Source organism: Leptolyngbya sp. O-77 (genome assembly GCF_001548395.1).
GTDB lineage: Bacteria > Cyanobacteriota > Cyanobacteriia > Elainellales > Elainellaceae > Thermoleptolyngbya.
Genome location: NZ_AP017367.1, coordinates 2,728,276 through 2,754,534, shown reverse-complemented (window position 1 = coordinate 2,754,534; position 26,259 = coordinate 2,728,276). Strand labels below are relative to the sequence as shown.

24 protein-coding genes and 1 pseudogene are annotated in these 26,259 nt (G+C 56.9%); 15 read left to right on the top strand and 10 right to left on the bottom strand.

Going from position 1 to position 26,259, the window contains the following annotated elements:
* Positions 1-41: 41 nt before the first annotated feature.
* Positions 42-257, bottom strand: coding sequence for a hypothetical protein (locus O77CONTIG1_RS25190; RefSeq protein WP_172799608.1), 216 nt, complete (start codon positions 255-257; stop codon positions 42-44).
* Here O77CONTIG1_RS25190 and purD point away from each other — a divergent pair.
* Positions 216-1,493: a phosphoribosylamine--glycine ligase gene (purD, locus tag O77CONTIG1_RS11725; RefSeq protein ID WP_068516459.1), complete on the top strand. Its 1,278-nt coding sequence runs from the start codon at positions 216-218 to the stop codon at positions 1,491-1,493. The two genes, O77CONTIG1_RS25190 and purD, sit on opposite strands and share 42 nt — an antisense overlap.
* A 340-nt stretch (positions 1,494-1,833) precedes the next feature.
* On the opposite strand, the gene pyrR is transcribed toward purD, so the two are convergent.
* The 5 genes and pseudogenes from pyrR to O77CONTIG1_RS28365 form a co-directional block, all read right to left on the bottom strand.
* Entirely contained in the window at positions 1,834-2,373 is a 540-nt protein-coding gene (pyrR, locus tag O77CONTIG1_RS11720; RefSeq protein ID WP_068510779.1) for a bifunctional pyr operon transcriptional regulator/uracil phosphoribosyltransferase PyrR, read from the bottom strand.
* Positions 2,374-2,572: 199 nt separating this feature from the next.
* Complete coding sequence (locus tag O77CONTIG1_RS11715; RefSeq protein ID WP_068516457.1) at positions 2,573-3,415, bottom strand: DNA/RNA non-specific endonuclease; 843 nt, start codon at positions 3,413-3,415, stop codon at positions 2,573-2,575.
* 153 nt (positions 3,416-3,568) lie between these two features.
* On the bottom strand, positions 3,569-3,850 hold the full coding sequence (locus tag O77CONTIG1_RS24485) for a YkgJ family cysteine cluster protein (RefSeq protein ID WP_156435180.1): 282 nt from the start codon (positions 3,848-3,850) through the stop codon (positions 3,569-3,571).
* A 35-nt stretch (positions 3,851-3,885) separates the two neighbouring features.
* On the bottom strand, positions 3,886-4,149 hold the full coding sequence (locus tag O77CONTIG1_RS28370) for an ATP-binding protein (RefSeq protein ID WP_225894778.1): 264 nt from the start codon (positions 4,147-4,149) through the stop codon (positions 3,886-3,888).
* 749 nt (positions 4,150-4,898) lie between these two features.
* Positions 4,899-5,885: pseudogene (locus O77CONTIG1_RS28365) on the bottom strand (GAF domain-containing protein); the annotation flags it as partial.
* Positions 5,886-7,015: 1,130 nt separating this feature from the next.
* Between O77CONTIG1_RS28365 and O77CONTIG1_RS11705 the strand changes: the two are divergent.
* The 6 genes from O77CONTIG1_RS11705 to O77CONTIG1_RS11680 all read left to right on the top strand — a co-directional run bounded on the left by O77CONTIG1_RS11705 (position 7,016) and on the right by O77CONTIG1_RS11680 (position 12,331).
* Entirely contained in the window at positions 7,016-7,228 is a 213-nt protein-coding gene (locus O77CONTIG1_RS11705) for a hypothetical protein (protein ID WP_068510775.1), read from the top strand.
* 113 nt (positions 7,229-7,341) lie between these two features.
* Complete coding sequence (codA, locus tag O77CONTIG1_RS11700; RefSeq protein ID WP_068510774.1) at positions 7,342-8,610, top strand: cytosine deaminase; 1,269 nt, start codon at positions 7,342-7,344, stop codon at positions 8,608-8,610.
* Positions 8,611-8,913: 303 nt separating this feature from the next.
* On the top strand, positions 8,914-10,443 hold the full coding sequence (locus O77CONTIG1_RS11695) for a SagB/ThcOx family dehydrogenase (protein WP_068510772.1): 1,530 nt from the start codon (positions 8,914-8,916) through the stop codon (positions 10,441-10,443).
* 121 nt (positions 10,444-10,564) lie between these two features.
* Positions 10,565-10,816 carry a 30S ribosomal protein S16 gene (gene rpsP / locus O77CONTIG1_RS11690; RefSeq protein WP_068510770.1) on the top strand — a complete coding sequence of 84 codons (252 nt, stop codon included), beginning with the start codon at positions 10,565-10,567 and terminating at the stop codon, positions 10,814-10,816.
* A 4-nt stretch (positions 10,817-10,820) separates the two neighbouring features.
* Positions 10,821-11,204, top strand: a complete 384-nt coding sequence (locus O77CONTIG1_RS11685; protein ID WP_084782559.1) for a KH domain-containing protein — start codon at positions 10,821-10,823, stop codon at positions 11,202-11,204.
* Between the two features lie 173 nt (positions 11,205-11,377).
* A complete protein-coding gene (locus O77CONTIG1_RS11680; RefSeq protein WP_068510768.1) occupies positions 11,378-12,331 on the top strand; it encodes a PhoH family protein in 954 nt (317 codons plus the stop codon).
* Positions 12,332-12,374: 43 nt separating this feature from the next.
* Here the strand turns inward: O77CONTIG1_RS11680 and O77CONTIG1_RS11675 are convergent, their stop codons facing one another.
* Positions 12,375-13,667 carry a hypothetical protein gene (locus tag O77CONTIG1_RS11675; protein WP_068510767.1) on the bottom strand — a complete coding sequence of 431 codons (1,293 nt, stop codon included), beginning with the start codon at positions 13,665-13,667 and terminating at the stop codon, positions 12,375-12,377.
* Positions 13,668-14,038: 371 nt separating this feature from the next.
* On the opposite strand from O77CONTIG1_RS11675, the gene O77CONTIG1_RS11670 reads away from it, so the two are divergent.
* Positions 14,039-14,347, top strand: a complete 309-nt coding sequence (locus O77CONTIG1_RS11670; RefSeq protein ID WP_068510765.1) for a photosystem I reaction center subunit IV — start codon at positions 14,039-14,041, stop codon at positions 14,345-14,347.
* Between the two features lie 323 nt (positions 14,348-14,670).
* Positions 14,671-15,519, top strand: coding sequence for a DNA-formamidopyrimidine glycosylase (locus O77CONTIG1_RS11665; RefSeq protein WP_068510763.1), 849 nt, complete (start codon positions 14,671-14,673; stop codon positions 15,517-15,519).
* A 5-nt stretch (positions 15,520-15,524) separates the two neighbouring features.
* Here O77CONTIG1_RS11665 and hemW read toward each other — a convergent pair whose 3' ends face one another.
* Positions 15,525-16,760, bottom strand: a complete 1,236-nt coding sequence (gene hemW, locus O77CONTIG1_RS11660) for a radical SAM family heme chaperone HemW (RefSeq protein ID WP_084782556.1) — start codon at positions 16,758-16,760, stop codon at positions 15,525-15,527.
* A 247-nt stretch (positions 16,761-17,007) separates the two neighbouring features.
* On the opposite strand from hemW, the gene O77CONTIG1_RS11655 reads away from it, so the two are divergent.
* The 3 genes from O77CONTIG1_RS11655 to O77CONTIG1_RS11645 all read left to right on the top strand — a co-directional run bounded on the left by O77CONTIG1_RS11655 (position 17,008) and on the right by O77CONTIG1_RS11645 (position 19,824).
* Positions 17,008-18,096 (top strand): PIN/TRAM domain-containing protein, encoded by a 1,089-nt coding sequence (locus O77CONTIG1_RS11655; RefSeq protein ID WP_068510761.1) that lies wholly within the window; start codon positions 17,008-17,010, stop codon positions 18,094-18,096.
* 59 nt (positions 18,097-18,155) lie between these two features.
* On the top strand, positions 18,156-18,908 hold the full coding sequence (locus O77CONTIG1_RS11650; RefSeq protein ID WP_084782553.1) for a class I SAM-dependent methyltransferase: 753 nt from the start codon (positions 18,156-18,158) through the stop codon (positions 18,906-18,908).
* A 361-nt stretch (positions 18,909-19,269) separates the two neighbouring features.
* The gene (locus O77CONTIG1_RS11645) at positions 19,270-19,824 is read left to right on the top strand and encodes an NADPH-dependent FMN reductase (protein WP_068510760.1); all 555 of its coding nucleotides are present in this window, start codon (positions 19,270-19,272) and stop codon (positions 19,822-19,824) included.
* Between the two features lie 62 nt (positions 19,825-19,886).
* Here the strand turns inward: O77CONTIG1_RS11645 and O77CONTIG1_RS11640 are convergent, their stop codons facing one another.
* Together O77CONTIG1_RS11640 and O77CONTIG1_RS11635 are read right to left on the bottom strand one after the other, a co-directional pair.
* Positions 19,887-20,372, bottom strand: coding sequence for a 2Fe-2S iron-sulfur cluster-binding protein (locus O77CONTIG1_RS11640; RefSeq protein WP_068510758.1), 486 nt, complete (start codon positions 20,370-20,372; stop codon positions 19,887-19,889).
* A gap of 136 nt (positions 20,373-20,508) precedes the next feature.
* On the bottom strand, positions 20,509-21,447 hold the full coding sequence (locus tag O77CONTIG1_RS11635; protein ID WP_068510756.1) for a hypothetical protein: 939 nt from the start codon (positions 21,445-21,447) through the stop codon (positions 20,509-20,511).
* 499 nt (positions 21,448-21,946) lie between these two features.
* On the opposite strand from O77CONTIG1_RS11635, the gene O77CONTIG1_RS11630 reads away from it, so the two are divergent.
* The 3 genes from O77CONTIG1_RS11630 to O77CONTIG1_RS11620 all read left to right on the top strand — a co-directional run bounded on the left by O77CONTIG1_RS11630 (position 21,947) and on the right by O77CONTIG1_RS11620 (position 26,207).
* A complete protein-coding gene (locus O77CONTIG1_RS11630; RefSeq protein ID WP_068510754.1) occupies positions 21,947-22,933 on the top strand; it encodes a LysR family transcriptional regulator in 987 nt (328 codons plus the stop codon).
* 122 nt (positions 22,934-23,055) lie between these two features.
* Positions 23,056-24,576, top strand: coding sequence for a serine/threonine-protein kinase (locus O77CONTIG1_RS11625; RefSeq protein WP_068510752.1), 1,521 nt, complete (start codon positions 23,056-23,058; stop codon positions 24,574-24,576).
* Between the two features lie 29 nt (positions 24,577-24,605).
* Complete coding sequence (locus O77CONTIG1_RS11620; RefSeq protein ID WP_084782551.1) at positions 24,606-26,207, top strand: ABC transporter substrate-binding protein; 1,602 nt, start codon at positions 24,606-24,608, stop codon at positions 26,205-26,207.
* The last annotated feature ends 52 nt before the right edge of the window (positions 26,208-26,259 follow it).

Here is a 26,259-nt window from a genome sequence, read left to right as displayed (position 1 = left end):
GTCACAGCAAAATAGAGAAAAAACCGGGCTTCCGACAGCCGCTACATCAGGTTTGTGCTGCCTTCTTTAACCTTACGCCGAAGCCAGGGGGTTTCCGCCAGACTTTTAACGCTTTGCGAGAGTTTTATCGGCATCAGGAGATTGGTGGCATCAAGGTGCATAATGGAGGATGTTTTGAGACACGACAGGTAACATTCGTAACGGTTGGTGAGGGTGTGGTTAAAGTTCTGGTAGTAGGAAACGGTGGCAGAGAACATGCAATTGCCACTTCTCTATTGCAGTCTCCCAGCGTGCAGGAGGTCGTATGCGTTCCAGGAAACGGCGGCACTGCAACCCTCCCCCGTTGCCGCAACTTGGGGCTGTCGATCAAGGATTTTGAAGGCATTGCTCGATTTGCGCTGGTCAACAACTTCAGCCTGATTGCAGTGGGGCCGGAAGTGCCCCTGGCCAATGGCATTACCGACTATTTGCAAGAGCAGGGGTTGCTGGTCTTTGGCCCAACCCGAACCGGGGCCCAGATCGAGGCTAGCAAAGCCTGGGCCAAAGACTTGATGAAAGCGGCCGGAATTCCCACCGCAGACTCCTCTGTATTTAGCGATGCCACGGCGGCGATCGCCCACGTCCGCAAACAGGGTGCGCCAATTGTGGTAAAAGCCGACGGGCTGGCAGCAGGGAAAGGCGTGACGGTGGCAATGACCGAAGCAGAAGCGATCGCCGCCATCGAAGCCGCCTTTGGGGGAGAGTTTGGCGAAGCGGGCAGCCGTGTGGTGCTGGAGGAATACCTGACGGGCCAAGAAGCCTCCGTGCTAGCGGTAACGGATGGCCTCACCATTCGCCCCTTGCTGCCCGCTCAGGATCACAAGCGCATTGGCGAGGGCGACACAGGCGAAAACACGGGCGGCATGGGAGCCTATGCCCCGGCCCCGGTGGTCACGCCAGAGCTAATGACACGCATCCAGACGGAGATTCTAGAACCGGCGATCGCCACCCTGCGCGATCGCGGCATCGACTATCGCGGCATTCTCTATGCGGGGCTGATGATTACACCCCAAGGCGATCCCAAAGTCATTGAATTTAACTGTCGCTTTGGCGATCCCGAAACCCAGGTCGTGTTGCCACTGCTCGAAACACCGCTCGACCAGCTTATGCTCGCCTGCACCCAGCAAACCCTGGCCGACTTTCCGCCGCTGCAATGGAAGCCTGGAGCCGCAGCCTGCGTTGTCGTCGCCGCTACAGGCTATCCTGGCAGCTACGAAAAGGGCAAACCCATTAGCGGCCTGGCCCAAGCCGCCGACACGGGCGCAATGGTCTTCCACGCGGGCACCCGGCTAATCGGCGATACGGTTCTCACCGACGGCGGCCGGGTGCTGGGTGTGACTGCGCTAGGAAAAACAGTCAGAGAGGCGATCGCCCTCGCCTACGAAGCCGTAGACCACATCCAGTTTGAAGGGGCTTACTATCGGCGGGATATTGGGCATCGGGTGCTGGATTGAGCGATGCCATTATGGCACTGGTCGAGCTTTGGTCGCCCTTGTTTACGATTGCGAAGGCTGCTGCGGGTCGAAATGGTCTGGTGGCAACAATTTGCGGCGATTCGCTCAGATTTTCCTGGAATTCTCTTTTCAGAAGGTGTAGTTTCAGAAGGTGTAGATTGCTGCGTGTAGGAGTGGAAGTAGATCTGTAGAAGAGTTGCTCGCTTCAGCTTAGTTTTAGGGTGATGCCTCGGCTCGTAGTCAGCGCTTCAGCGCTAAAGCGCTGACTACCAACCTAAGTTCTAGCTGTGACATAGCACTAGCTTCAAAAACGCTGTCACTCGAATTTCTGTCTAAAGTTTTAGTTAGGCTTGAGCAGTTCTACGCCATCTCGCCCGTCAATTTCTTGAAGAAAAACCTTCACTTTTTCATCCTTTGCGGTTGGCAATTCCTTACCTGTGAAGTCGGGATGAATCGGCAAATCTCGATGCCCTCGATCCACTAGCACTGCCAGCAGAATTTTTTCAGGGCGGCCGTATTCCGTTACGGCGTTCAGCGCGGCGCGAATCGTGCGACCCCGATAAATTACGTCGTCTACTAGCACGATGATCTTATCCGTCAGGTCGAAAGGAATGTCGGTCTTTTCTGGCGTTCGCAGGTCGATCTGGTCGAGGTCGTCGCGCCAGAAGGTGATGTCGAGATGCCCCACGGGAATCTTCACGCCCTCCAGCGCCTCGATTTGTCGGCCTAGCAGTTCTGCTAGCGGTACGCCCCGCGTAAAAATGCCCACCAGTACCAGCTTTGAGAGGTCGCCAGCCCGCTCCACAATCTGCGATGCAAGGCGGTTGACCGTGCGACGCACTTCATCGGGCGAGAGGATTTCAATGACTTCTGGGGGCATAGGCTGGAGCGTGAGAAAGAGTGGACAGGGGTTAGACGATAACTTAAACGATTCACTTAAACGATTGCACTGCTAAAGCCTAACTTCTGAACCCTAACCCTTGTTCTCTAAGGAGGCAAGCGGAAAGTGGGCGATCGCCCAGATCGCTCCACCTCCAAAATACCGAGCGTCGGCTCAGTCCATGACTACACCCTAACCGCTAGCGGCTATCAATCTTTGCTTCCAGAAATTCTTCGATCCCGTCGGGCAAGACGGAGAGAAAATCATAACCTGTAATACTTTCAATCGTGTCTACCGATTCGCGATAGTCGCGCCAATTTTTGTCCTTAATGCCCATGTCGTTGGGCATGATGACCGTGATGACGCGAGTATCTGTGCCAATATCTTCGAGGGTTTGCCCTGGATTCAGCACCACAGCAATTTTCCAGGTAGCAGCAGGGACAGAGATGGGGTTGCTGCTGCGACCGATGGTGGTGCGGGGGCCGTTGCGGGCTGTGCCGCCTTCGCCCGCACCGCCTGCGATGATGTAGAGCGTGTGCCCCCGGCGGGCCAGGGTGCGGCAGTAGCTTTCCAATCCTTCCCAGGGGCCCTGGTTGTTGTCGGGGGATTGGGGGATGATGTTGGTCATCCAGAAGACGGACTGGCTATCTTCGGGGCGGGCGTTGCGGTCGGCGGCGGGCAGCAGGTGTCCCCGGTCAAACCCGCTGCCAGTGTAGTCGTTGGTGGTGACGCGATACCAGCCCTGCGGCAGGGATAGATCAGGCATGAAGGGCGATCGCGGCAATCGGCCGAGCCAGCTTGCGTTAAGCTGCCAACTGACCCAATTGGCAATATTTTTACTCCGGTTATAGGAAAGGGCATATTGCGGCCGCACAATCAGGTAGTTGTTTTCTTTGCGGACTTCGGCGGTCGCTTCACTGGGGTTCCCTAGCGCCAGATGCACCGAGTCGATAGTGGGAGCAGGCAGCAGCACGTGGGCCGCCAGTTGGGCACAGCCCGCCGCCAGAGAACCTGCCAGCAAGAGGCTCAGTCCGGCACTCACGGATCGTTTAAGTCGTTTTCGAGGCTTGAAGATTGCGTTCCAATTCAGCATGGCGTTTCCCCCTTGGTTGCCCTGGTTCTGCATCCCGCCTGTATCCACGTCCTGCTTGTTTCCCTGGCTTCATAGTCCAGAATACCCAGTGCAGACGGCGGGCTAGCGTTGCAGTGGGTTTGGAGACGAGGCTGGAGCCGTGGCAACCTCCAAAGCCGTTAGGTAGGCGATCGCCTCCTCTCGGCAGGTACCGCACATCTCCTCGGATGGCTGCAAGTTGTTGCAAAAGGTAGGGCGCTCTGGCTTGCCAAACAGTTTGCAGCGGTTATCTTCGGTCAACTGTACACAGCGTACTCCGGCGGGTTTGCCGTTTGGCATACCCGGAAGGGGACTATTGATCGAAGGTGCGATGCAACAGGCACCACAGTCGGGGCGGCAGTTCATGGAATTGAGCTTGGCGGCACAGGGCTAAATGGGCCTCAGCACGGCAAGGGGGCGGGTCGGGCGCGTTGGGCGGGGGGAGCAGCGGGAGGGCAAATCGGAATTTCCAGGATGAACGTGGTGCCTTTGCCCAGTGTCGAATGGCACTCCAGCGTTCCCTGGTGCTGCTGCACGATGGTCTGATAGGCAATGGAAAGCCCCAGCCCGTAGCCCTGTCCAACGCTTTTGGTGGTGAAGAAGGGGTCAAAAATCTTGGGCTTGAGGTGGGCAGGGATGCCGGGGCCCGTGTCGGCGATCGCCACGCGCACCCAGGGGCTGCTCTAGGGGCGAGTGCCAGAAGGATTCGGTGGGTGAGGGTGATGATCCGGGGGCGATCGCCAACAGATTCCATTGCCTCCAGCGCATTTTTAATAATGTGGAAAAAGACCTGATTCAGCCGACTGGGAAAGCATTCTACAGGCGGCAATTCCCCATAGCAGCGGCAAATTTCCAGATCTTCAGGAATAGAATGCTGCAATAACTTGAGCGTGCTTTCCAGACCCTCGTGCAGATCGACGACCTTCCGATTTGCCTCATGCACCCGCGAAAAATTGCGAAGCGACAGCACAATTTCCCGAATCCGACTGGCTCCTGCCCGCATCGAGTCAAGAATCCGGGGTAAATCTTCCAGCAAAAAGTCTGGCTCAATTTCCTCCAGCAAGTCTCGCAGCTTTTCGGTGCTTTGAGGATAGCTGGCTTGATAAGCCGTCAGCAGCCGCAGCAGGTCTTTGACATAGCGCTCCACAAAGGGAATATTGCCGTAGATGAAGCTGATGGGGTTGTTGATTTCGTGGGCGATCCCCGATACCAGTTGCCCCAGGCTGGACATTTTCTCGCTCTGGATCAGATGCGCCTGGGTCTGCTGAAGATTCAGCAGGGCTTCGCTGAGGCGCTCGGCCTGGGCGGCGCTTTCCTGGGCCTGCTGGCGGGTTTTGGCATAGAGATGGGCCTGCTGGATCGAGATCGCCAGCTGGTCGGCGACGGCCTGGGCAAGCTTTTGGTCATCTCGCGTCCAGTAGCGGATATGCGAACACTGGTTTAGATACAGAATGGCCTGGAGCGTGCCATTTGCCTGCACAGGCACTACCAGTGACGACTGAATTTGGGCCAGGCGATATTCCTGATTGTCGGCTCCGATGCGGGGGTCTTGGGTGATATCCGAAATAACCACCTGCTGACGATTTTCGATGACCCAGCGAGTGATGGGGCCATCGGTGTCAAAGTCTTCAAGCGTAGATGGAAAGGGTTCGCGGCAGACCTCAAAGAGATGCTTGCGGCGAAATCCGTTGTAGTCCTCTCCGGAGTCGCCCAAAGAGTCGTGCCGGGAATCGTTTTGGAAATCGCCCAACGCATCGGCGGTATCGGCTAGCTCATCGGGCGCTTCCACCAGATGCACCAGACAGCGATCCACCTCCAGCGCGTTTAGCAGTTGGGCGATCGCCCGCTTCAGGATCTTTTTGACATCTAAACTCTGGCGCGTTTGTGCAGTAATCTGATTCACCAATTGTTCGCGCCGCGCCTGTTTTTGCAATTGGTCGTATAGCTGCGCCTGACGGATCGCCATCTCAAGCGGCTGGGCGATCGCCTGCATCAGTTCTACAGTGTCTGGCGACCAGTGCTGCCGAGTCGAGTCCAAGCAAACCAGGTAGCCCCGCGAGTGTTCCTGCCCTTCGACGGGGATCATTAGCACCGCCGCATCGCCAAACAGGGGGCCCGGCGGGTCAATGGGGCAGCTTTGCATTCCGGGTCGCAGGCCCAGCAATCTATTGGGGCGATTGCTGGCGTTGCCGGGCCGCAGGATTAGCCCGCCGTGGTCAATGGCACTGGCCAGGTCACCAAACTTCGTCAGGGGAAAATGCCCGATACCGCCAGATGGCGTGCCGTTGGATAGCGTGCTGTTGGATAGCGTGCGATTGCCCGCTTCGCATACGATCTGCACCCGCTGAATGTCTTGAAAGTACCAGAGGAACAGACAGCACTCGACGGGCAACTGCGCCACCACTTCTTCCACTGCGGTTTGCAGCACCACAGACAGTTCCAGCGAACTGCGGATGCGATCGCCAATTTGGCGCACTAGAGTGGCCTGCCGGATAAACGATGAATCGTAATGAGAAGCCTGCGGACGAAAATAGCGCAACCAGACCACGGTTTTTCAGTAAGTACAATCATTAGGGTTTGAGAAAAAGCACCCAGAAATCCTCAGCGTTGCTGCATGGCTCTCAGCAAAAACCTGGATTCAACCGTCTATAGCGTTTTTGAAGCTAGTGGGGTACGCGGATGGTCAATAATCCTTGGACTCGTTAGGGCGGCGCGTACCTCACCCCGCAAGAACATGCCGCATACAACAAAAACCCTATCTACATTAGAGGGTTTAGTCTATTGGCCAAAACCGTATTCTTACGCCTTAGTTACTACGACTCTGGCTGGAACAGTGAGGATGAACTTTCGCTCAGCGTGACTCGCCACCGCTGGATCTCAGGAGTAACCACCATCTTTTCGATGCTCACTACTCCCTGTTCCAACTGCGCCAATAACACCCGCCTAGAAAGCTCAGACTGAAAACAGACTGAAAATCAGAAACAAGTTCTCAATCCACAACCTGTCCCCCAGACTTGCCACACGGACTTGTTGCAAAGGTTGCGAAGATGGTTGGCCGATGCTTCCACAAAATTCAGTAGAACCTAGCCTGCTAGCAAGTTGATAGCAACTTGCCGTGAAAAGCATCGAGCGACAGTCTTCGATAAATTTGCCAGCGCATACTCCACAAAAGCACAGGCAACGCTGAATCTAAATCGCGTCTAAGCTTCTGGGCTACGCCAAGTGGCTGTGCCAGAAACTACCTGCTAATCAAGCCGGAACCGAGCCGGAGCCTCCGTGCGATCGCGGGATAGTGCAAACCCTGATGCATTCAATCTATCGTAGGGGGCGATCGCCTCTATGTATCTAATGTGGCAAATTTGCAAAACTTGTTGATCTAGATCACAATTTATTTAGGATTTAGATCAAGATCACTTAATAGCAGCATCATCCCAAACCTTCCGCAGAATCACGTAAAAGTAGCCGGGGCATCACCGTAAAAGTAAGAAATTCAACCGATATTGAAGGAGTAGATGTTCCCCGCTACCCCCTATGAAATCGTCCACCCCTGCACCTGACCTCTCCTCTACCCTGCTTGAGCAAGTCGTAGACCACATCTTTGCAACCCGCTGCATTTCTCGGCGCGACCAGCAGAGCTTCATGCGCGTGGCTTTGGGTGAAACGATGCTCAATCCCAAGGATCGGGCCCTGGTCGATCGGGTGTTTGAGGCACTGCGCCGGGGAATGCTGCGAGTGGTCGATTAGTCTTGGCTGGCAGTCTTGGCTGGCAGTCTTGGCTGGTCTTGTCAGCAGCTTGGCAATTCTGGCAAATCGTCCAGAGTAGACTGGGGAAAGTTTCGCTACATGACTTTCCTGCTATGCCAGAATCTGCTTCTACCTTGCTGCTGCGTCGGGGCCGGTTGCTGCATCCCGATCGCCCTGCTGAGCTTGTTGATATTGCGATTGAAAACGGACACATTGCGGCGATCGCCCCCCAACTCCCGCCTGCTGCTTCGCATCAAACAGAGCTAGAGCTACAGGAGCAGATTGTCAGTCCGCCCTTTGTAGAGTCGCACATTCATCTGGACTCGGCGATGACCGTGGGCGAACCCCGGTGGAACCAGAGTGGCACGTTGTTCGAGGGCATTGAAATTTGGCGAGAACGAAAGCAATCGCTGACGCTGGAGGATGTGACCGAGCGGGCGATCGCCACTCTGAAGCAGCAGGCTCAGCAGGGTGTGCTGTTTGTCCGCAGCCACGCTGACGTCAGTGAACCCACGCTGACGGCGCTGAAGGGATTGTTGGCAGCCCGCGAAGCGGTGAAGGACTGGACTACGCTGCAAGTGGTCGCCTTTCCGCAGGATGGGCTATACGGCAGCCCGAAAACCGAGACGCTGATGGAAGAAGCGCTGCGGATGGGTGCGGATGTCGTCGGCGGCATTCCTCACTACGAGCTCACGCGAGAAGACGGCGTACAGTCAATTCACAAGATTTTTGAACTGGCCGCCCAATATGACCGGCTGATCGACGTACATTGCGACGAAATCGACGATGAGCAATCCCGCTTCTTGGAAGTGATTGTGGCCAATGCGATTCGCACGGGCATGGGCGATCGCGTGACAGCCAGCCACACCACTGCGTTCCACTCCTACAGCAATGCCTATGCCTTTAAGCTGATGGGCTTCTTGCAGCGGACGTGCATCAACTTCGTCGCCAACCCGCTGATTAACATCACCTTGCAGGGACGCGCCGACACCTATCCCAAGCGGCGCGGCGTGACGCGAGTTAAGGAACTCTGGCAGCAGGGGCAAAACGTCAGCCTAGGTCATGACTGCGTGCAAGACCCGTGGTATCCCCTCGGCACGGGCAACATGCTCGATGTGGCCAGCATGGCCGTTCACGTTTGCCAGATGACGGGCGTGCCGGAGATTGATGCCTGCTACAACATGGTGACGTGGAACGGCGCAAAGACGCTGCATGTGGAAGATCAGTACGGCATTGCGGTGGGCAAGCCCGCCAACCTGATTGTGCTGGATGCGGGCGATCGCTACGATGCCATCCGCCGCCGCGCCACAGTTCGCTATGTCATCTCGCGGGGCAAGCTGATCGCCCAAACCGAACCACCAAAACCAGCGTGGCATCTGTAGTTGGCCCACAAGTTGGTACACATCCTGGGCAAAGCTCATGGCAAAAACTCATGGGAAAATCTGAGAAAAATCTTTGAAAAGTGCCAAAAAGTGCCAAGAATGCGAAGTTTAAGTGCCAAGTTTAAGTGGACGGGCGGGAATGATCACCATGAAAATTCCTGAGAAAATTCCTGATAGGTTCGCCTTGATTCACCCAATTTGCCCAACTTGTAAGAATTGCTCTCGTCGAACTGAGTTTAGGGTGTCAAGATCGTAAAACAGGATGGATTACAGGATGGATTGTGGAACGCTACGGTGAAACCCATGTCAGATCAACGCCGCTCGATCGCCCAGCACTTTCACGATCGCACCAAATATGATCCCACGACGCTGGCCAGCAAGACCCAGCAGTTGGATTGGCGCAACCAGCCTGTTCCCTTTAAGGAATACAAAATCGGCACAGCCTATGACCTGAAACCCTACCTCAACGCCGAACCCGCGCTAGACAATGGAGACAAGCAGTGGCAGCGGCTGGCTCGCTTCCTGTTTTGCAGCTACGGGCTGACGGTGAAAATGACCATGCTGAACGGCGAAGCGGTCTATCTGCGGGCGGCTCCGTCGGCGGGCGGGCTATACCCAGCCGAGGTTTACCTGATTTCGCGAGGCACGCCCCAACTTCCCGCAGGGCTGTATCATTACCAGACCCAGACCAATTCGCTGCTGCACTTTTGGGAAACAGAGGCTTGGAAGCCGCTTCAGGAAGCCTGTTTCTGGCATCCGGCGCTGGACGCAACGCAGATGGCGCTGGTGATGACGGTGGTGTTTGGACGATCGGCCTGGCGCTATCAAGACCGTGCCTATCGCCGGATTTTTTTGGATGCGGGGCATTTGTTAGGAAATATTGAGCTGGCGGCCGCAATCAACGACTATCGTCCCCACCTGATTGGCGGCTTTCGCGATGAGGCGGTGAACCAGTTGATGTATCTAGACGCGGCGCAGGAAGGGGCGATCGCCGTCATCCCCCTAGCCGACCTGTGGGATATCGACCAAAACCTGCCACCTACCTCGACGGCGCTCCCCTCCGCCATCCAGACCGACTATCCCAACCTTCCCGACGGCAAGCTGCTCAGCTATATGCACCAGGTCACGCAGATCAGCGGCGATCCTGTCTCCGACCGTCTGCCCTCTGCCCGCGCCGACAGCGATCCAGATCAATACAACTTTCCGTTTTGCCTGAAGGTGTCGATGGAAAGCGGGGCGATCGCCTGGGGCGACCATCTGGCAGAGCTAGAAAAGACCATGCTCAAGCGTCGCTCCACCCGCGCCTACAGCGGAGCCGATCTGACCCTGGAAGAACTGCGCCTGCTATTAGATTTTACCTATCAGCCCGCTCACTACCTAGATCAGGGACTCGACCAATCGCCCGACTATTTCGACCTCAGCCTAATCGAAACCTTCATTGCGATTTCCGGCGTGGAAGGACTGGAAGAGGGTTGCTACTACTACGCACCCAAGGCCCAGGAGCTTCGCCAGATCCGCTTCAAAAACTTTCGGCGAGAGCTACACGCCCTTTGTCTGGGGCAAGACCTGGGACGCGATGCAGCGGCGGTCTTGTTTCACACAGCAGACTTGCAGCGGGCGGTTGCCCAGTATGGCGATCGCGCCTATCGCTACCTGCACATGGATGCCGGACACTTAGGACAGCGCCTCAATCTAGCGGCCGTGCGATTAGGCCTAGGAGTCAGCGGCATTGGCGGATTTTTTGATGATCAGGTGAACGAGGTGCTGGGCATTCCCCCTGATGAGGCAGTGCTATACATTACGACGCTCGGCCGCGGTCGGGCCAGCGAGTAATCTGGCTTGTCTACTGGGGCTATCCCAAAATGCTTTTGCAGGGTGAGCCTTGGCATAGTAGAATAAGAGACTGGACTGCGGCAAGTTTTTGTGAATTACCCCAGGAGCAAATAGTTCAAGCATGGTTAAGCTGCGTTTAAAGCGGTACGGCAAAAAGTTTGAGGCGAGCTACCGGATCGTTGCGGTGAAGAGTACGTCTCGTCGCGATGGTCGCCCGCTAGAAGAGTTGGGCTTTTACAATCCCCGGAGCGACGAAGTAAAGCTCAATGTGCCTGCTATCATCAAGCGCCTGAAAGAGGGCGCTCAGCCGACGGATACCGTCCGCCATATCCTCGAAAAACAAAACGTTTTTGAACAGCTTAAGGCTCAGTGAGGTCGTGTCCGACGCAACTGCTCCCGATTTGCCAGATTCTGCTGCGACTCCTGATTATGTGGGTGTCGTGAGGTTTTTGCTAGAGCCATTTTTGGAATCGCCAGCATCGCTAAAGGTCGATTGTGAGGTGCTGCCTCGCAACTCTAGAGTCTTGGTGCGTGTCGCGTTTGACGGCGAAGATCGGGGGCGGGTGTATGGTCGCGGCGGACGGAATATTCAAGCCATTCGGACGGTGTTGCAGGGAATTGCGCGAGCCTCTGGCTACTCTCTTCATCTGGATGTGTTTGGCGGGCAGCCTGCGGGTCGAGACGAAGGTGGGCGAGAAGCTCCGTCTGACCGTCGTTCTGGCTCTGCCAAGCCGATGCCCCGTCGATCGCGCCCTCGATAATGCCCGATATTGTCCGAATATTGCCTGAGATTGCCCAACAATGCTCGACGCTGCGCCTTCAAATTGCTTCAAATTTTAAGGCGCGTTTTGAGTTTTGAGCCTAACTTCTTGAGTTTTGAGCCTAACTTCAATCCTCTCGCTTTCGCCTATGCCCTTCTATCCTGACCCGCTGCATGGGTAATTCTGCCATCGTTCCGTTTCCCAGCCCCGAAAGCGCGATCGCCCTTGCAGGCTACCAGGAAGAAAACCTGAAACTGCTGGCTCGTCAGACCGGGGCAACGGTTGTGATGCGGGGACAGGAGCTCCTGATTTCAGGAACCGAGGGCCAGGTTGAACTGTGCAAAAAACTCGTGCGATCGCTCGAACCTTACTGGGGAGCAGGAAAAGCCGTCACTCTAGCAGACATTTTCACCGCGCGTCAGGCGCTCGACACTCGTCGGCAGGGGGATTTAGAGGAACTCCAGCGAGACGTGCTGGCCCGCACGCGCCGGGGTGACGAGATTCGCGCCAAAACGTTTCGCCAGCTGCAATACGTCCAGGCTATTCGCACCCATGACCTGACCTTTTGCATTGGCCCAGCGGGAACCGGGAAGACGTTTTTGGCGGCAGTGCTAGCGGTGCAGGCGCTGTTGTCCAATCAGGTGGAGCGGCTGATTCTCACCCGCCCAGCGGTCGAGGCCGGAGAGCGGCTCGGCTTTTTGCCGGGCGACTTGCAGCAAAAAATTGACCCATACCTGCGTCCGCTTTACGACGCGCTGTATGAACTCATCGACCCCGAAAAAATTGCCGGACTAATGGAACGCGGCGTGATCGAGGTGGCGCCCCTGGCCTACATGCGCGGGCGTACGCTAAACAATGCCTTTATCATCCTCGACGAAGCGCAAAATACCACGCCAGCTCAAATGAAAATGGTGCTGACCCGGCTGGGCTTTCGTTCCAAGATGGTGGTCACGGGCGACGTAACGCAGACCGATTTGCCCGTAAACCAGCAGTCTGGATTGGCGATCGCCGAAAAAATTCTGCGCCATGTCGAAGGCATCGCCTTTTGCAATCTTTCCAAGGCGGACGTGGTGCGCCATCCCCTAGTGCAGCGGATTGTGGCAGCTTACGAGCAGCATGAAGGGTAGTGGAGCCTTAAGGTGATGGCGGGTTGACGTACCCCATCGCACTCTATGACTCCGGCTCCTTTCGCGCCCGCTTCGCCTGAATCTTCCGCAGTTCTGCCAAGGTAGCCGCTGGATCTGGCAGAGCCTCGGTCTGGGGCTGGGGCGACTGGCTTAGGTTGAGCGGCGGCTGGGTGGCGGCGGGCAGCGTGGGCTGGGCGATGGGAACGGGCGAAAAGGCTTTTTCTGGCAAGGAATGTTCTAGAGGCGAGAGAAACGCGACGGGCAATGCCGGGTTGGGCGCGTAGGGAGCAATCACGTGCGGGTTGGCAGGGCCATTTTGAGTCTTGGGGTTTGGGGAACGAGAGGGCGATCGCCCCTCAATTCGAGCGGCCCGCTGGCTCTGCGCTCTGGACTGGGCATGAACGCGCAGATAGCTTAGGTAATCCTGCGATTGGGGCGCTTGCGGAACTTGCGGCGATTGAGAACCCGGAGCGTGGCTGGCAGGGGGCGTGGATGCAGACTCGGCGTTTGCAGTGGAAAGGGCTGCATCCATCCAGGGCTGGCGGCTGGGCAGGGGTGGCAAACGCGCTGGGTCTTGGATAGAGTCGGATGCAAGGGTGGCGATCGCCTCCAGTTCAGCCGCGATGGTGCTTTTGGTGGGCGATCGCAGTTTTCTGCGCCCTATTGGCTGAGACAGCGACTGGGGCTGCTGAAACCGCCGCGACAGCAGCAGACAGCATCCCGCACAACTCACCGCCAGAAGCCCAAAAGAAACGGCTGGAGACGCAGGTTTTTGCCGATCGAGCCGAGTCGCCCGCAGCACGGCTTCTACCCCAGTCGGGTCGGGCTGCTCCTGCTGGGACGACAGTTCTGGATTCATGAGGCCCGTGACGGCAATGCCAGCACAGAGCAGCGTGATCACCCAGACCCCGCTCCAGAAGATCGTGGGATGCTGATTCAACAACTTCCCCAAAAATCGGACAGGGGGTAGCGCAAGCACCGCAGAATTTCCTGAACGGGACGCTGGGGGGAATAGCGGCAAGGTCGGGTCGGGCGGCTGCACTGCACTCGCGTCTTCGGTGTTCGGGGCTTCGGACTGGGGTGGGTCAATCGCCGCAGCGCCAGCAGACCACCCGACCGCAGGCCACTCCGGAGCCGAGGAATTCAGAAACCCTGAATCTGCGGTTTGTCCGTTGCCGATTTGCCCGTCATGACCGTCTTCAGGCTGTTCTGCAAATTGTTCTGCAAATTGTTCTGCAAATTGTTCTGCAAATTGTGCCTCGAATTGTGCCTCGAATTGTGCTTCAGGTTGTGCTGCAAACTCTGGCGCTGCTGAGCCATGCGGAACCCTATTCATAGCTGTTGCGGAGCGCTACCGCTCTGTGGGGGAAATCTGCCTGCGGCAAACGCTATACAGGCGTATTGATTACCCGCTATTTTAAGCGCATCCCGCAAATCTCAACAGCAATTTTGCTCTGGCTTCTGCGTTTGCGATAGGGAGCCAGCAGAGGGACGAGAGGCGCAACACTCGTTCAAACCCAGACACGTTAGGCAATAAAACTTAAACCTTGATCTCGCCAGATGGCTACGTGGGAGTAGTACGCTGAAAATCAAACTATGAAAAGTCATTTCTCCTGCGCCCAAAAGGGTCGGCCCTGACCGCTCACGCTGGGACTGCATCTGTAGAGATGGCCTCCAGGATGATTAATCAGCTAAGGAAAAGCACTCATGGTTGAACGCGGTTCAAAAGTTCGGATTCTCCGCAAAGAATCTTATTGGTACAACGATGTCGGCACGGTTGCCTCGGTCGATCAGAGCGGCATCAAGTACCCGGTGATCGTCCGGTTTGACAAGGTGAATTACAACGGCTATAGCGGTAGTGCTGGCGGTGTGAACACCAACAACTTCGCCCTCAGTGAGCTAGAAGAAGTTGCGCCTGCGCCCAAGTCTGCTAAGACGAAGATAACTGCGGCTCCTGCCAAAGCGCCCGAGCCAACCGAGGCAGCGCCCAAGTCTGAAGGTGAGAGTACGTCCTGATGCAGCATTTTCTCGTGGGGTGAGGTACGCACAGCTTCAATGAAGCAAGCGCTTTTTGACTATCCACGTACCTCACTAGCTTCAAAAACGCTGTAGCTAGGTGCGTCTTGAACAAGTCCTAAACCAAAAGAATGTTTCGGGTTTCTGAGAGAGATTGGATTGCCAACTAGGTTGCCAGTCTCTCTTGGAAGCCCGAATTTGTAGCAAGGCATTCTACCTTGTGCCCTACTTTTTTCGTCAGAGTTCGTTAGAGTTTGAAGTTGGGTGCGATCGCCTTTTTCTCGCCCTTTTCGATGTTCTAGCGAGCATCGCCAAGGTCTCTCATGCCCGAACTCCCCGAAGTTGAGACAGTCCGCCGAGGGCTAAACCAAACGACCCTGAGCCAGCCCATTGTCGGGGCGGATGTGCTACTCGATCGCATGATCGCCTACCCCACTTCATCCGCCGCGTTCGTTACAGGGCTGCGGGGGCTGGCGATCGCCCAGTGGCGGCGGCGCGGCAAGTATTTGCTGGCAGAACTGGTAGACACAGCACACCAGCCCGCTGGCTATCTCGGTGTGCATCTACGGATGACGGGGCAGTTGCTCTGGGTGGCGCAGGATGCTCTATTGCAAAAGCACTGTCGAGTGCGGCTGTTTTTTCCGGAGAACCGAGAACTGCGGTTTGTAGATCAGCGCACCTTTGGGCAACTGTGGTGGGTTCCGGGCGATCGCCCGCCGGAATCCGTCATCACCGGTCTACAGTCCCTTGGCCCAGAACCACTTTCGGATGAGTTCTCTGTGGATTATTTGGCCCGGTGGCTGCGCGGCCGCCAGCGCCCCATCAAAAATGCGCTGCTAGATCAGTCTTTGGTGGCAGGCATTGGCAACATTTATGCCGACGAAGCCCTATTCCTCAGCGGCATTCGCCCGCAGACCCTCTGCACCCGACTGAAGCCAAAACAAGTTCAGCGGCTTCACCATGCCATTCGAGACGTGCTGCAAACAGCGATCGCCAACAATGGCACCACCTTTAGCGACTTTCGCGACGTGCAGGGCATCAACGGCAACTACGGCGGCGTGGCCTGGGTCTACAACCGCGACGGCGAACCCTGCCGCGTATGTAGCGCCCCAATCCTGCGGCTCAAGATGGCCGGGCGGTCGGCGCACTATTGCAAGAGGTGTCAGCGCTGAACCGGTCACTCGCTCAGCGCTTCAAACAAATCAGACAGCACGACGTTGGAAAATAAGAAACCCTCTGGGTCAGTCAGGCGAATGTGAGAGGACGTTTGCTCGACCCAGCCGCGCTGGGCGTGGGGTTGCAGACCGGCGAGAATGCGAGCGATCGCCCCCTTGCCAAACTCCAGTTCTAGCCTGGGCAAATCCAGCCCGTCGGCCAGCCGCAGCCCCAGCATCAGCGTGTCGAGCAGGCGTTCCTGGGGGGGCGTGGTGGGATGCGCCAGCCTGCCGCCTGCGGACTCCAGCGTTTCCAGCCAATGGAAATATTCGCGGCGGGTGCGGGGGCGGCTAAAGCGTTGGTGGTCTACGTAGCTGGCCGCACCCATGCCAAAGCCATAGTAGGGGCGATTTTCCCAGTAAACCCGGTTGTGGCGGCACTGATAGCCAGAGCGGGCGTAGTTCGAGATTTCGTAGTGCTGGAAGCCGCGCTGAGTCAAAACCTGCTGGGCGAGGCGATACATCTGGGCAGTGGACTCGTCGGAGGGGAGGGGCGCTTCGCCAGGCCGATAGCGTTGGGCAAAGGCGGTGCCCGGTTCCACGGTGAGGTCGTAGATCGACAGGTGGGCGGGGTCGAGGGCGATCGCCCGATCCAGATTTTCCTGCCAGCGCTCTAGCGTCAGGTGTGGCAGTCCCGAAATCAGATCAAGGCTGTAGTTGTCTAGCCCAGCGCGGCGAATCAGGTCTATTGCCAGGGGAATATCCTCTGGTCGGTGGGTGCGGCCGCAGGCTTGCAGCGAGTCTGCCTGAAACGACTGCACACCCAGGCTTATACGATTGACCCCAGCGGCGACGTACCCCCGGACATGGCTGAGGTCAAAGGTTCCAGGGTCTATTTCCATTGAAATTTCTGCATTTGCAGCGATGCCGAAGTGCTGGTCAAGCCTGCTCAGCAGCCGATCGACCTGCGCCACTGACAGCAGCGAGGGCGTGCCGCCGCCAAAGAAGACGGTTTCTAGCGGCGATCGCCCCTGTCGCTCAGTCATCAGGATTTCTCGCTCCAGCGCCTCGACATACTGGGCAATGGTTCCCGATGTTTCACCACGAGCGCGATCGCCCACCACTGAAATCGGAAAATCGCAATAAAAACAGCGGCGGCGGCAAAAAGGAATATGCAAATAGGCCGCCGTTGGACATTGAGCCTTCCGCTCATCTTTGGAGGCGGCAGGCAGAACTGTTGAGATCTGTGGGGCTACCATCGCTAGAGGAACCGTCCAGTGTAAAATCGGGCGATATAATGAACCTGTGCGCTGATGCACTAACCCACTGCATCGAGCTTGGGTTATGTCTGGGCTAGCTAGCTCGATGAATCTATGGCTTGGGATCGCCCGTCAGCGCCCATTCCCGCTTCACTCGCACGCCACTCATAACGCTTTCGTAATCGCACGCTTTCGTGACCGCGACCCCTGACCTCGCCACAGACTCTCCAGCACTTAACTGGAACCTATGCTTGACGCAATTATTATTCTTTCATTCATTGTAGCGGGCGCGGGGATCGGCTATTTCAGCGTTGATTTGCTGCCGATGGACGCGCTCGATCAGGTGACAAATCGCGAAGGGTTGAGCCTGGTGACGGGCGGCTTTGGCGGGCTGTTGGGGCTGGCGCTGGGGCTAGTGGCACAGACCTCCTATCGGCGCGTCGAGCGGCAGGTACGCGAAATGCCAGTAGATATGCTGCTCAGCCGCTCGGTGGGGCTGGTGCTGGGGCTGCTGGTCGCCAATCTGCTGCTGGCTCCGATTTTTCTGCTGCCCATTCCGAACGAATTTGCTTTTATCAAGCCATTGGCCGCGATTTTGGGCAGCGTGATTTTTGCCTTTTCTGGGGTGAATCTAGCGGATGCTCACGGGCGATCGCTCCTCCGCCTGATCAATCCCAACAGTGTCGAAACGCTGCTGGTGGCCGAGGGCACGCTCAAGCCCGCCGCCGCCAAGGTACTGGATACAAGCTGCATCATCGACGGTCGCATCGAAGACATCCTGGCGACAGGCTTTATCGAAGGGCAAATTCTGGTGCCGCAGTTTGTGCTGCAAGAGCTTCAGCAGGTGGCAGATGCCTCCAGCGACCAAAAGCGGGTGCGCGGGCGGCGCGGACTGGATATTCTCAACCGCATCAAGGAAGCCTATCCCGACCGCATCGCCATCCACCCAGCCGACTATGACGATATTCCCACGGTCGATGCCAAGCTCGTGCGGCTGGCACAAGACATCAACGGAATGCTGCTGACCAACGACTACAACCTCAACAAGGTCGCGAGTTTGCAGCAGGTGCCTGTGCTGAATATCAACGACCTGGCGCAGGCCATCCGGCCGACCTATCTGCCCGGAGACACCTTCGACCTGAAGATTTTGAAGCAGGGCAAGGAACCCGCACAGGGCGTAGGCTACCTCAACGACGGCACGATGGTCGTGGTGGAGGAAGGGGGCGACTATATTGGCGATGAGATCTGTGTGCTGGTGACGGGGGCGCTGCAAACGTCGGCAGGGCGCATGATCTTTGCCCGGCCGGAGCAATCTTCGGCGGTGCCACGCGGATAGCACAGGGCGAAAGTTTCGCTGCAAGTCTTGCTGTCAAAGGTTGATCTAGTGAGTGAATAATGGCAAAAGATCGAGCGGCTGGGTCGTCGCCAAGAGGCCCGTCCGGAAACAGTCTGGCGAGCTTTTTGGGCGATCGCACGGATGAATGGCAGCCGCAGCTTGCGGCCGTGGCCCGCCGCTTTAACCAGGACTATCAGCGGGAGCCGTTTGACCTACCCGCCGAAGTCACCGAAATGCCGATTTATCAAGAATGGCAGGCGGGTCTGCTCACCCCAAAAATCGCCTCGCCCTTCTGGGAAATTGCCCAGCCCAAAAAGCAGCAGCGCTGCCTGGATATTGGCTGTGGCGTGAGCTTTTTGATTTATCCCTGGCGCGATTGGGACGCAGTATTCTACGGGCAGGAAATCAGCCAGGTCGCCCGCGACACGCTGAACGCCCGCGGCCCCCAGCTCAACTCCAAACTCTTCAAGGGCGTGCAGCCTGGCCCGGCGCACCAGCTCCAATACGAAGCGGATCAGTTTGATTTGGCGATCGCCACCGGGTTTAGCTGCTATTATCCGCTGAACTATTGGAAAGCCGTGCTGACCGAGGTGCAGCGCGTCCTCAAACCCGGCGGTATGTTCGTCTTCGACGTAATCGACCCAGACTCGCCCCTCGCTGAAAACTGGGCAATTTTGGAAACCTATCTCGGCGCGGAGGTATTTTTGGAGCCGCTCAGCGCGTGGCAAGATTTGCTCAAGGCGCAAAAAGCACAGGTGATGAAAAAACAACCCGGTGAACTATTTCATCTCTATCGAGTCAAGTTTGGCTAAGGGTTTGGATTGAAGCCGTGCAAAAACGGAGGAGTTTTCGTATGATAGCAGTGATTGCTATAATGAGATTGGTTTTTTATATCTAAAAATTCATAAAGATAAGTTATACTGATAGAAAAACAAAGAAACTTCAGGAAGGGGGTTTCACCCCTCATCCTCTAGATGGCATAATGTGATAAGTAGATGCACCCTGATGGTTGGGAGGGCTACCCATAGTCCCTCCCTTTTCTTGTTTTTTTGTTTTTGCCCCTGAAGCCCCTTGCCGCGAAGCCCTGACCCGACCAGCAAGACATACTCATACCGAGTTCGATTTAGCTAGAATAGAGGCAAGTCGATACAGAGGTTAAAAAAGGTTAACGCAATGGTCAAAATTGTGGGTATTGCTGGGAGTCTGCGTCCAGGTTCCTATAGTCACAAAGCGCTGGCGATCGCCGCTGAGCGAGTCCGGGCGCTGGGAGCCGAGGTAGAAATTCTGGATCTGCGATCGCTCCATCTCCCCTTTTGCGATGGCGGCGACGACTATTCCGACTATCCCGATGTAGCCCGCTTGCAGCAAGCGTTTCGTCAAGCAGACGGCATCATCCTGGCAACCCCGGAATATCACGGCAGCGTCAGCGGCGTGCTGAAAAATGCCCTCGACCTGATGGGCTTTGAAGAATTTACCGACAAGGTAGTGGGCAACATCAGCGTCCTGGGTGGACAGCCCAACAGCAATGCGCTGAACGACCTGCGAACCATCCTGCGCTGGGTTCACGCCTGGGTGATTCCAGAGCAAGTGGCGATCGGGCAAGCCTGGAAAGCATTTGATGCCAACGGCAGCCTGACGGACGAATCCCTCTCCAAGCGCTTTGATGCCTTTGCCAAAAGCCTGGTTGAAAACACCCGCAAGCTGCGCTCCGTCGCTGTCTCGGTTTGAGCAATCGGGGTTGAGGGGTTAGGCTGTGGAACAACGGCTGACCCCTGACCCTCGGAACTCATCTATGCCTCACTACTGTTGGAAAAGTACTCTGACACTCTGAAGGTCGGCGTGGCTTCCAGTTGCTTCATCATGGAGCGAGTAATCAGCTTGCCCTCCTCTACCAGCACTTGACCCGTGATGGGGTGCAGTAGGTTTTGTTCTGCCCGCCGCCCGATCAAAACCTCAATGTCTTGCAGCGAGTTGATGTACATCCCGGCCGGTAGCTCGACAGTGACCCCGTTGCCCTGGACGCGGGCCTGGCAGGCAAGCCGGGAGTTTGGGCGGCAGGTGGTAATGACTTCCAGGGTCCGCTGTTCTCGGCGGTTGATCGGCGAGAGTTGGTTCATGCCTTCGGTGACATAGACATGGCAGGTGGCGCACATGCCCCGTCCGCCGCATTCGCGTAAGACATCCAGATCTTTGTTAATTAAAACAGAGAGCAAGTTGCCGTTGGTTTCGACTGAGGTTTCTTGAGCAATCGGTTCCAGGCGGACAGTTTTAGCCATGACGGGTTCTCCAGAGGTTAGCTATCAAAACGGGAAGCAGAGGAAAAAAGTACACAGAATTAAGGGGGCTACGCTGAGGCAGGCATCGCCCTGAGTCGGGAAAATAAGGGCGATCGCCCTCTCAAACCGCATCTCCTCAATGGGACGCTAGCGCCAAAAACGCCTTTTGGCGAACGTCTAACACGCCCTGATCTAACAACGTTGAAAAGTCGCGAATCACACGAGAACATCGCTGGATAAAGGCATTAATCCATTCCTGAAATCCCTGCTGCTGCTCGTTGCTGAGGGTCTGCGATAGGGCGCTTGGCACATCGCCGGTATAGGTGATTCGGGCAGCGCGATCGATTTCAAAATTGTTGAGCCACTCCATCACCGGACGGCTCGATCGCCAGTAGTTGGCTACCACCGTCGGCCCCAGATAGTGCGTGGTGAACTGGCTGATTTGATTTACCGCAGTCAGCAGTTCCTTGAGCGTAGGCGCAGGCGCATCGGGGGGCAACGCCGCAGCATCCGCAGTATCTTCAGAAACAGACGAAGACAAGAGCGGATCGAGGGCAATAGACTCTGAAGAAACAGGTGGGGCCGTGGGGACGGCCTCAGGCTGGGCGGGGAGCGGAGCGGGCCTGTGCCAAGGGGCAGAGGGAATGGTGGTGGAGGGCCCAGTAGGGCCAGTGGACTGCCAGTAGTTTTGGTTTGATAGGGAGAGATTTCCAGCAAGCAAGCGAAAGGTGGCGATCGCATTGGTCAGATCATGCTTTAGCTCTGCCCGCAGTTGATGAATGAGCGGCGCGTAGGTTGCCAGGACTAGCTCACCAGTCGCCAGCACCAGCAAAATCATGCCGTGATCAAATTTGTAGATATAGGCACGATGCCCGCTAAACTGAAATTCAAAATACTCAAATCCAGGGGGTGTCGTTTGCACGACCTGCTGAATCCCCTGGGCTAGCGCCTCTTTCTGCTGAAAGTTGAGGGTTTGATCAACCCCAAAAAAGTAGGGTCGCGATCGCCCATCCATCAGGGCAATCCCAGCGACGCCGGGTTGATTTAGAAACTCCTGGACGACCTCCCGCTTCATAAGTTGCTCTAATGCTGCTCTAATACTAAAGGATTCCTAAAGTGGCGCTCTCAGGCAGCGCAGGTCATTAAATCGATACGTTAAGGTTCATTAAAAAAATCCAGCCTGATTTAGCTTGCCTCAATTTGCCCAACTTTTTCGCCTTTTTCTCACAGGATGTTGTTTACTGAATGTTTATCTACACCGATGCACTAGAAAGGGACATTCTGTAGTCCAATGATGTCAGGTGTAGTCAAATGCCCAACTCCCACGCTCCACGCTGAGGCTATCTGGCTGCGGCCAGGGGCTAGAGGGTTTGTCACTCCGGGAGCCAGACACGCTGGCAAAAATCAAGATTTTCAAGATTTTGAGGAATGCGGTCGGTTGGATTACGTTGCAGGATTGATTAATAAGCAAGGCAATGCTGCACGGCTGAGAGGTTGATGTTTGAGACGGTCGATCATTTTTTCATGCTTCAGGTTCATACTCCCGGTTCATTCTGTTGTTAGGCTTAGCAGTCATGGCTGACCTTCCTTTCACACTGGATCAGTTACGGATTCTCAAGGCGATCGCCGCCGAGGGAAGCTTCAAACGAGCGGCCGACAGCCTCTATGTGTCGCAGCCTGCCGTCAGCTTGCAGGTACAAAACCTGGAGCGCCAGTTGGATGTACCGCTGTTTGACCGGGGCGGGCGGCGGGCCCAGCTTACAGAGGCGGGGCATCTGCTGCTGAGCTATGGCGATCGCATTTTGTCCCTTTGTGAAGAAACCTGCCGCGCCATCGAAGACCTGCAAAACCTCCAGGGCGGGACGCTGATTGTAGGGGCCAGCCAGACCACCGGAACCTACCTGCTGCCCCGGATGATCGGCGTGTTTCGCAAGCAGTATCCCGAAGTCGCTGTCCAGCTTCACGTCCATTCCACCCGGCGCACGGCCTGGAGCGTCGCCAACGGGCAGATCGACCTAGCGATTATCGGCGGAGAAGTGCCTCCCGAATTACAGGAATCTTTAGAAATTATTCCCTATGCCGAAGACGAACTAGCACTCATCCTGCCCGCCTATCACCCGCTGGCTCGCCAAGGCATCGTGCAAAAAGACGACCTCTACAAGCTCCAGTTCATCACCCTTGATTCACAATCCACCATCCGCAAGGTGATTGATCAGGTTCTCACGCGCAGCGGCATCGAAACGCGCCGTTTGAAAGTAGAAATGGAGCTAAACTCCATCGAAGCTATCAAAAACGCCGTGCAGTCGGGGCTGGGCGCTGCCTTTGTGTCCATTTCCGCCATCGAAAAAGAGCTGCAAATGGATGTGCTAAAGCGCACCCGCATCGAAGATGTGGTGGTGAATCGGATGCTGTCGGTGATTGTGAACCCCAACCGCTATCGCTCCAAGGCGGCCCAGGCCTTTATCGAAGAAGTGTTGCCTCAGTTTTCCACCCATGTTTCGACTCCTGCCCACGATGGTCATGGGTCGATGGCGGCAGCCGTTTTGCCCGTCGAAACCTGAGCATGTGGTGAGGGATAGCAATCGTTTGGTGGGCGGCCCGTCAAGGTTTGGTTTAACCTATACGGGTTAACCTATAGCTGTAGGGTTCGCGTGTGTCCACCCTTGTCAGCTAGCCGCGCCGTATGGAAGTTTATTGCACCCGTTTTGGCTGTCCCCGCCCACAAAATCACTTTGCCGATCTGGACGATTCATCAACCCTGCGGACAGTGCAGCAAAAGTTCTGCACCACTTGCGGGATGCCGTTGCTGTTGCAGGGGAGATACATCCCGCAAAAACTGCTGGGGAAGGGCGGCTTTGGGGCAGCGTTTTTGGCGCGCGATCGCTACACGCCCGCCATGCGCCAGTGTGTGGTGAAACAGTTTCAGCCGTCGGGCGACCTCAGCCCCAACCAGCTCCAGGTCGCGCAGACGCTATTCCAGCGCGAGGCGGAGGTGCTGGAGCAGCTAGGCAGCAACCATCCCCAAATTCCCAACTTGCTTGCCTTTTTTGAACTGGAAGTGCCCAGCCTGGTTCCAGGAAGGACGGATCGGTTCTTCTATCTGGTGCAGGAATTTATCGATGGCAAAGATTTAGAGCAAGAACTGGAACAACGGGGGGCGTTTTCGGAGTCTGAAGTGCTGGAGGTGTTAGAGGAAGTCCTCAAGGTGCTTGACTACGTTCACGCCAACGGCTCAATCCACCGCGATATCAAGCTGTCGAACATCATGCGGCGGCGGGATGGGCGGCTGTTTTTGCTGGACTTTGGCGCAGTGAAGCAGGTGACAGCGGCCGCAGTCAGCACAGGCGGCAGGGCTTCTACAGGGATTTACTCGATGGGATTTGCGCCGCCGGAGCAGATGCGGGGTGACCAGGTGTATCCGGCGACGGATTTGTATGCGCTGGCGGTGACCTGTATTACGCTGCTGACGGGCAAACAGCCCAACGAACTCTACGATGCCTATAGCAATCACTGGAACTGGCGATCGCACTTGTCTACACCGGTGAGCGATCGCCTAGCGGACGTACTGAACAAAATGCTGCTGCCCACGCCCAGCCAGCGATTTCAGTCGGCCCAGGAGGTGCGGGAGGCGCTGCGGGCAGTATCGCCAGCGTCCCATCCTGGGCAGCCCGCCCACGCTGGTCAGGGTTTCCCAGTTACCAGTGCGCCTTTGGCGACCGGGACGGGTGCAACGTCTCTGCAATCGGCCCCGGCCGCCCAACCTGCGCCTGTTTCCTCGGCACCTGCTGCGTCGCCGCCCGCCGCTGTTTCCCCTTCCACACCAACGGTTGCACCCTTTTCGCTAATGGAGTTTTTGGGTGGGGCGCTGTTTACGGGCTTTGAGGGCGGACTAGTGGCGATCGCCCTGCTTAGCTTGCTGGGGACGACGATTGTCAGTCCGGTGTTTTGGGTGCCGCTGTTGGGAATCGTGATAGGGCTGATTTTTGCCCAGTCGCGCCGCTGGATCGAGCGCAACGATTTATTAATCATTGCAGGCATCACCCTGGCGCTGGTGGCGTTTACACCCCTGAGGAGGGGGCTGGCGATCATTGCCACGCCATCGCTGCCCAATATTTTTATGTTGGCCATTTTTGCCGGACTGCTGGCCGTTTTCGTGGGAATTGTATTCAGACTCGTTTATCTGGCGCTGTCGCGCATCTTGTAGCGGCGGGTGCATCGCCCCTTGCAAAAAATATGTCTAGCCAACGGGAAACGGAAACACCGGCATTAGTCCTCTCCATGCTGATCACGCTGGGGGTGGTGGTCGCTGGGCTGTGGTGGTCGGCCGATCATCTGAAAATGGCGCATCTGCTGTCGGTGAGCAGTCAGCCGCGCCCCACAGAGCCAGACGGACTCTCGCCCAACGAGGTGCTGGGACGCATCAGCAGCGGCGAGCGGCTGTTGATTCAGCCTGGTGCGTCGCCGGAGAAACATCAGGGCGTGCAGGCGATCGCCGCTGGCAATTCTCGCCAGGCCGTAGCCTACTTTGCCGCCGCGCTCCAATCCACGCCCAACGACCCAGAGGCGTTGATATACCTGAACAATGCCCAGATTGGGCCAAACCCGGCCTATGCGATCGCCGTCTCCGTGCCCCTCAGCCAGGATTTGAACAGTTCGCTGGAGGTGCTGCGAGGCGTAGCCCAGGCGCAGCAAGAAATTAACCAGAGCAGTGGAATTGGCGGTATGCCGCTGCGGGTGATCATTGCCAACGATGAGAACCGTCCTGCTGTGGCGAGGGCGATCGCCCAGGCATTGGTCGCAAACCCGTCGGTGCTGGGTGTGGTGGGCCATGCCAGCAGCGAGGCGACCCTGGCGGCTGCGGAGATTTACGAAGCGGGGAAACTGGTTGCCATTTCGCCCCTCAGCACCGCCGTTGAACTGGCCCACGCCGGAGCCTATACCTATCGCACCGTGCCCAGCGATTTTGTGACCGCTCGCGCCCTTGCCGATCATTTGCTCAACCAGATGCGGCAGCAAAAAGCCGCCGTCTTTTTCGACTCGCGCAGCCGCTACAGCCAGTCGCTCAAGGCAGAATTTGGGACGGCGCTCTCCCTCGGCGGTGGGCTAGTGGTGCGAGAAATCGACGTGTCGCAGTCTACCTTCAGCGCCGCAGACAGCATTCAGCAAGCAACCGCCCAGGGCGCGACGGCGCTGGTGCTGCTGACCGATGGCGACCAGCTTGACCGGACGCTGCAAGTAGTGCGGACAAATGGTGGGCGACTGCCTCTGCTGGCGGGCGGCGACGTATACGCGCCCAAGACGCTGGAGGTGGGCGGGCCAGAGTCTGTGGGCATGGTGGTGGCGGTGCCTTGGCATATTCTATCTGCGTCGCAGGCGGCGTTTGTGGAGCGATCGCGCCAGCTTTGGCGAGGCGACGTAAACTGGCGCACTGCCACGGCCTACGATGCTGCCCAAACGCTGATTGCTGCGCTGGAACAGGCTCCGAACCGGGCGGGTGTGCAGCAGGCGCTCCGCTCCCCCAACTTTTTTGCCAGTGGCGCAACGGGAACGGTGCGATTTTTGCCGACGGGCGATCGCAACCAGGGCGTGCAGTTGGTCACCGTGCAGCCCGGCCTCCGATCTGGCTTTGGGTTTGACTTTGTGCCGCTGGGCCACGCCCTGCCTGCTGCCGTGCCTGCGCCAGTCCCCCAACCAGTTCCTCAACCCGCTCCCGTCTCTATCCCCATCTCAGCGCCCAGCCCAGCACCGCACCCTTTCCCTGTGCCTGCCCCGCCATCCAATCCTATAGAAACGCCCGCCCCCGATGCTCCCCCTGCGCCCAATGCCGTCGGTTAGGAGACTTGCACACCAATCCCTGTGCCTTGGCGTGGCATGATGGAGGAGGGGT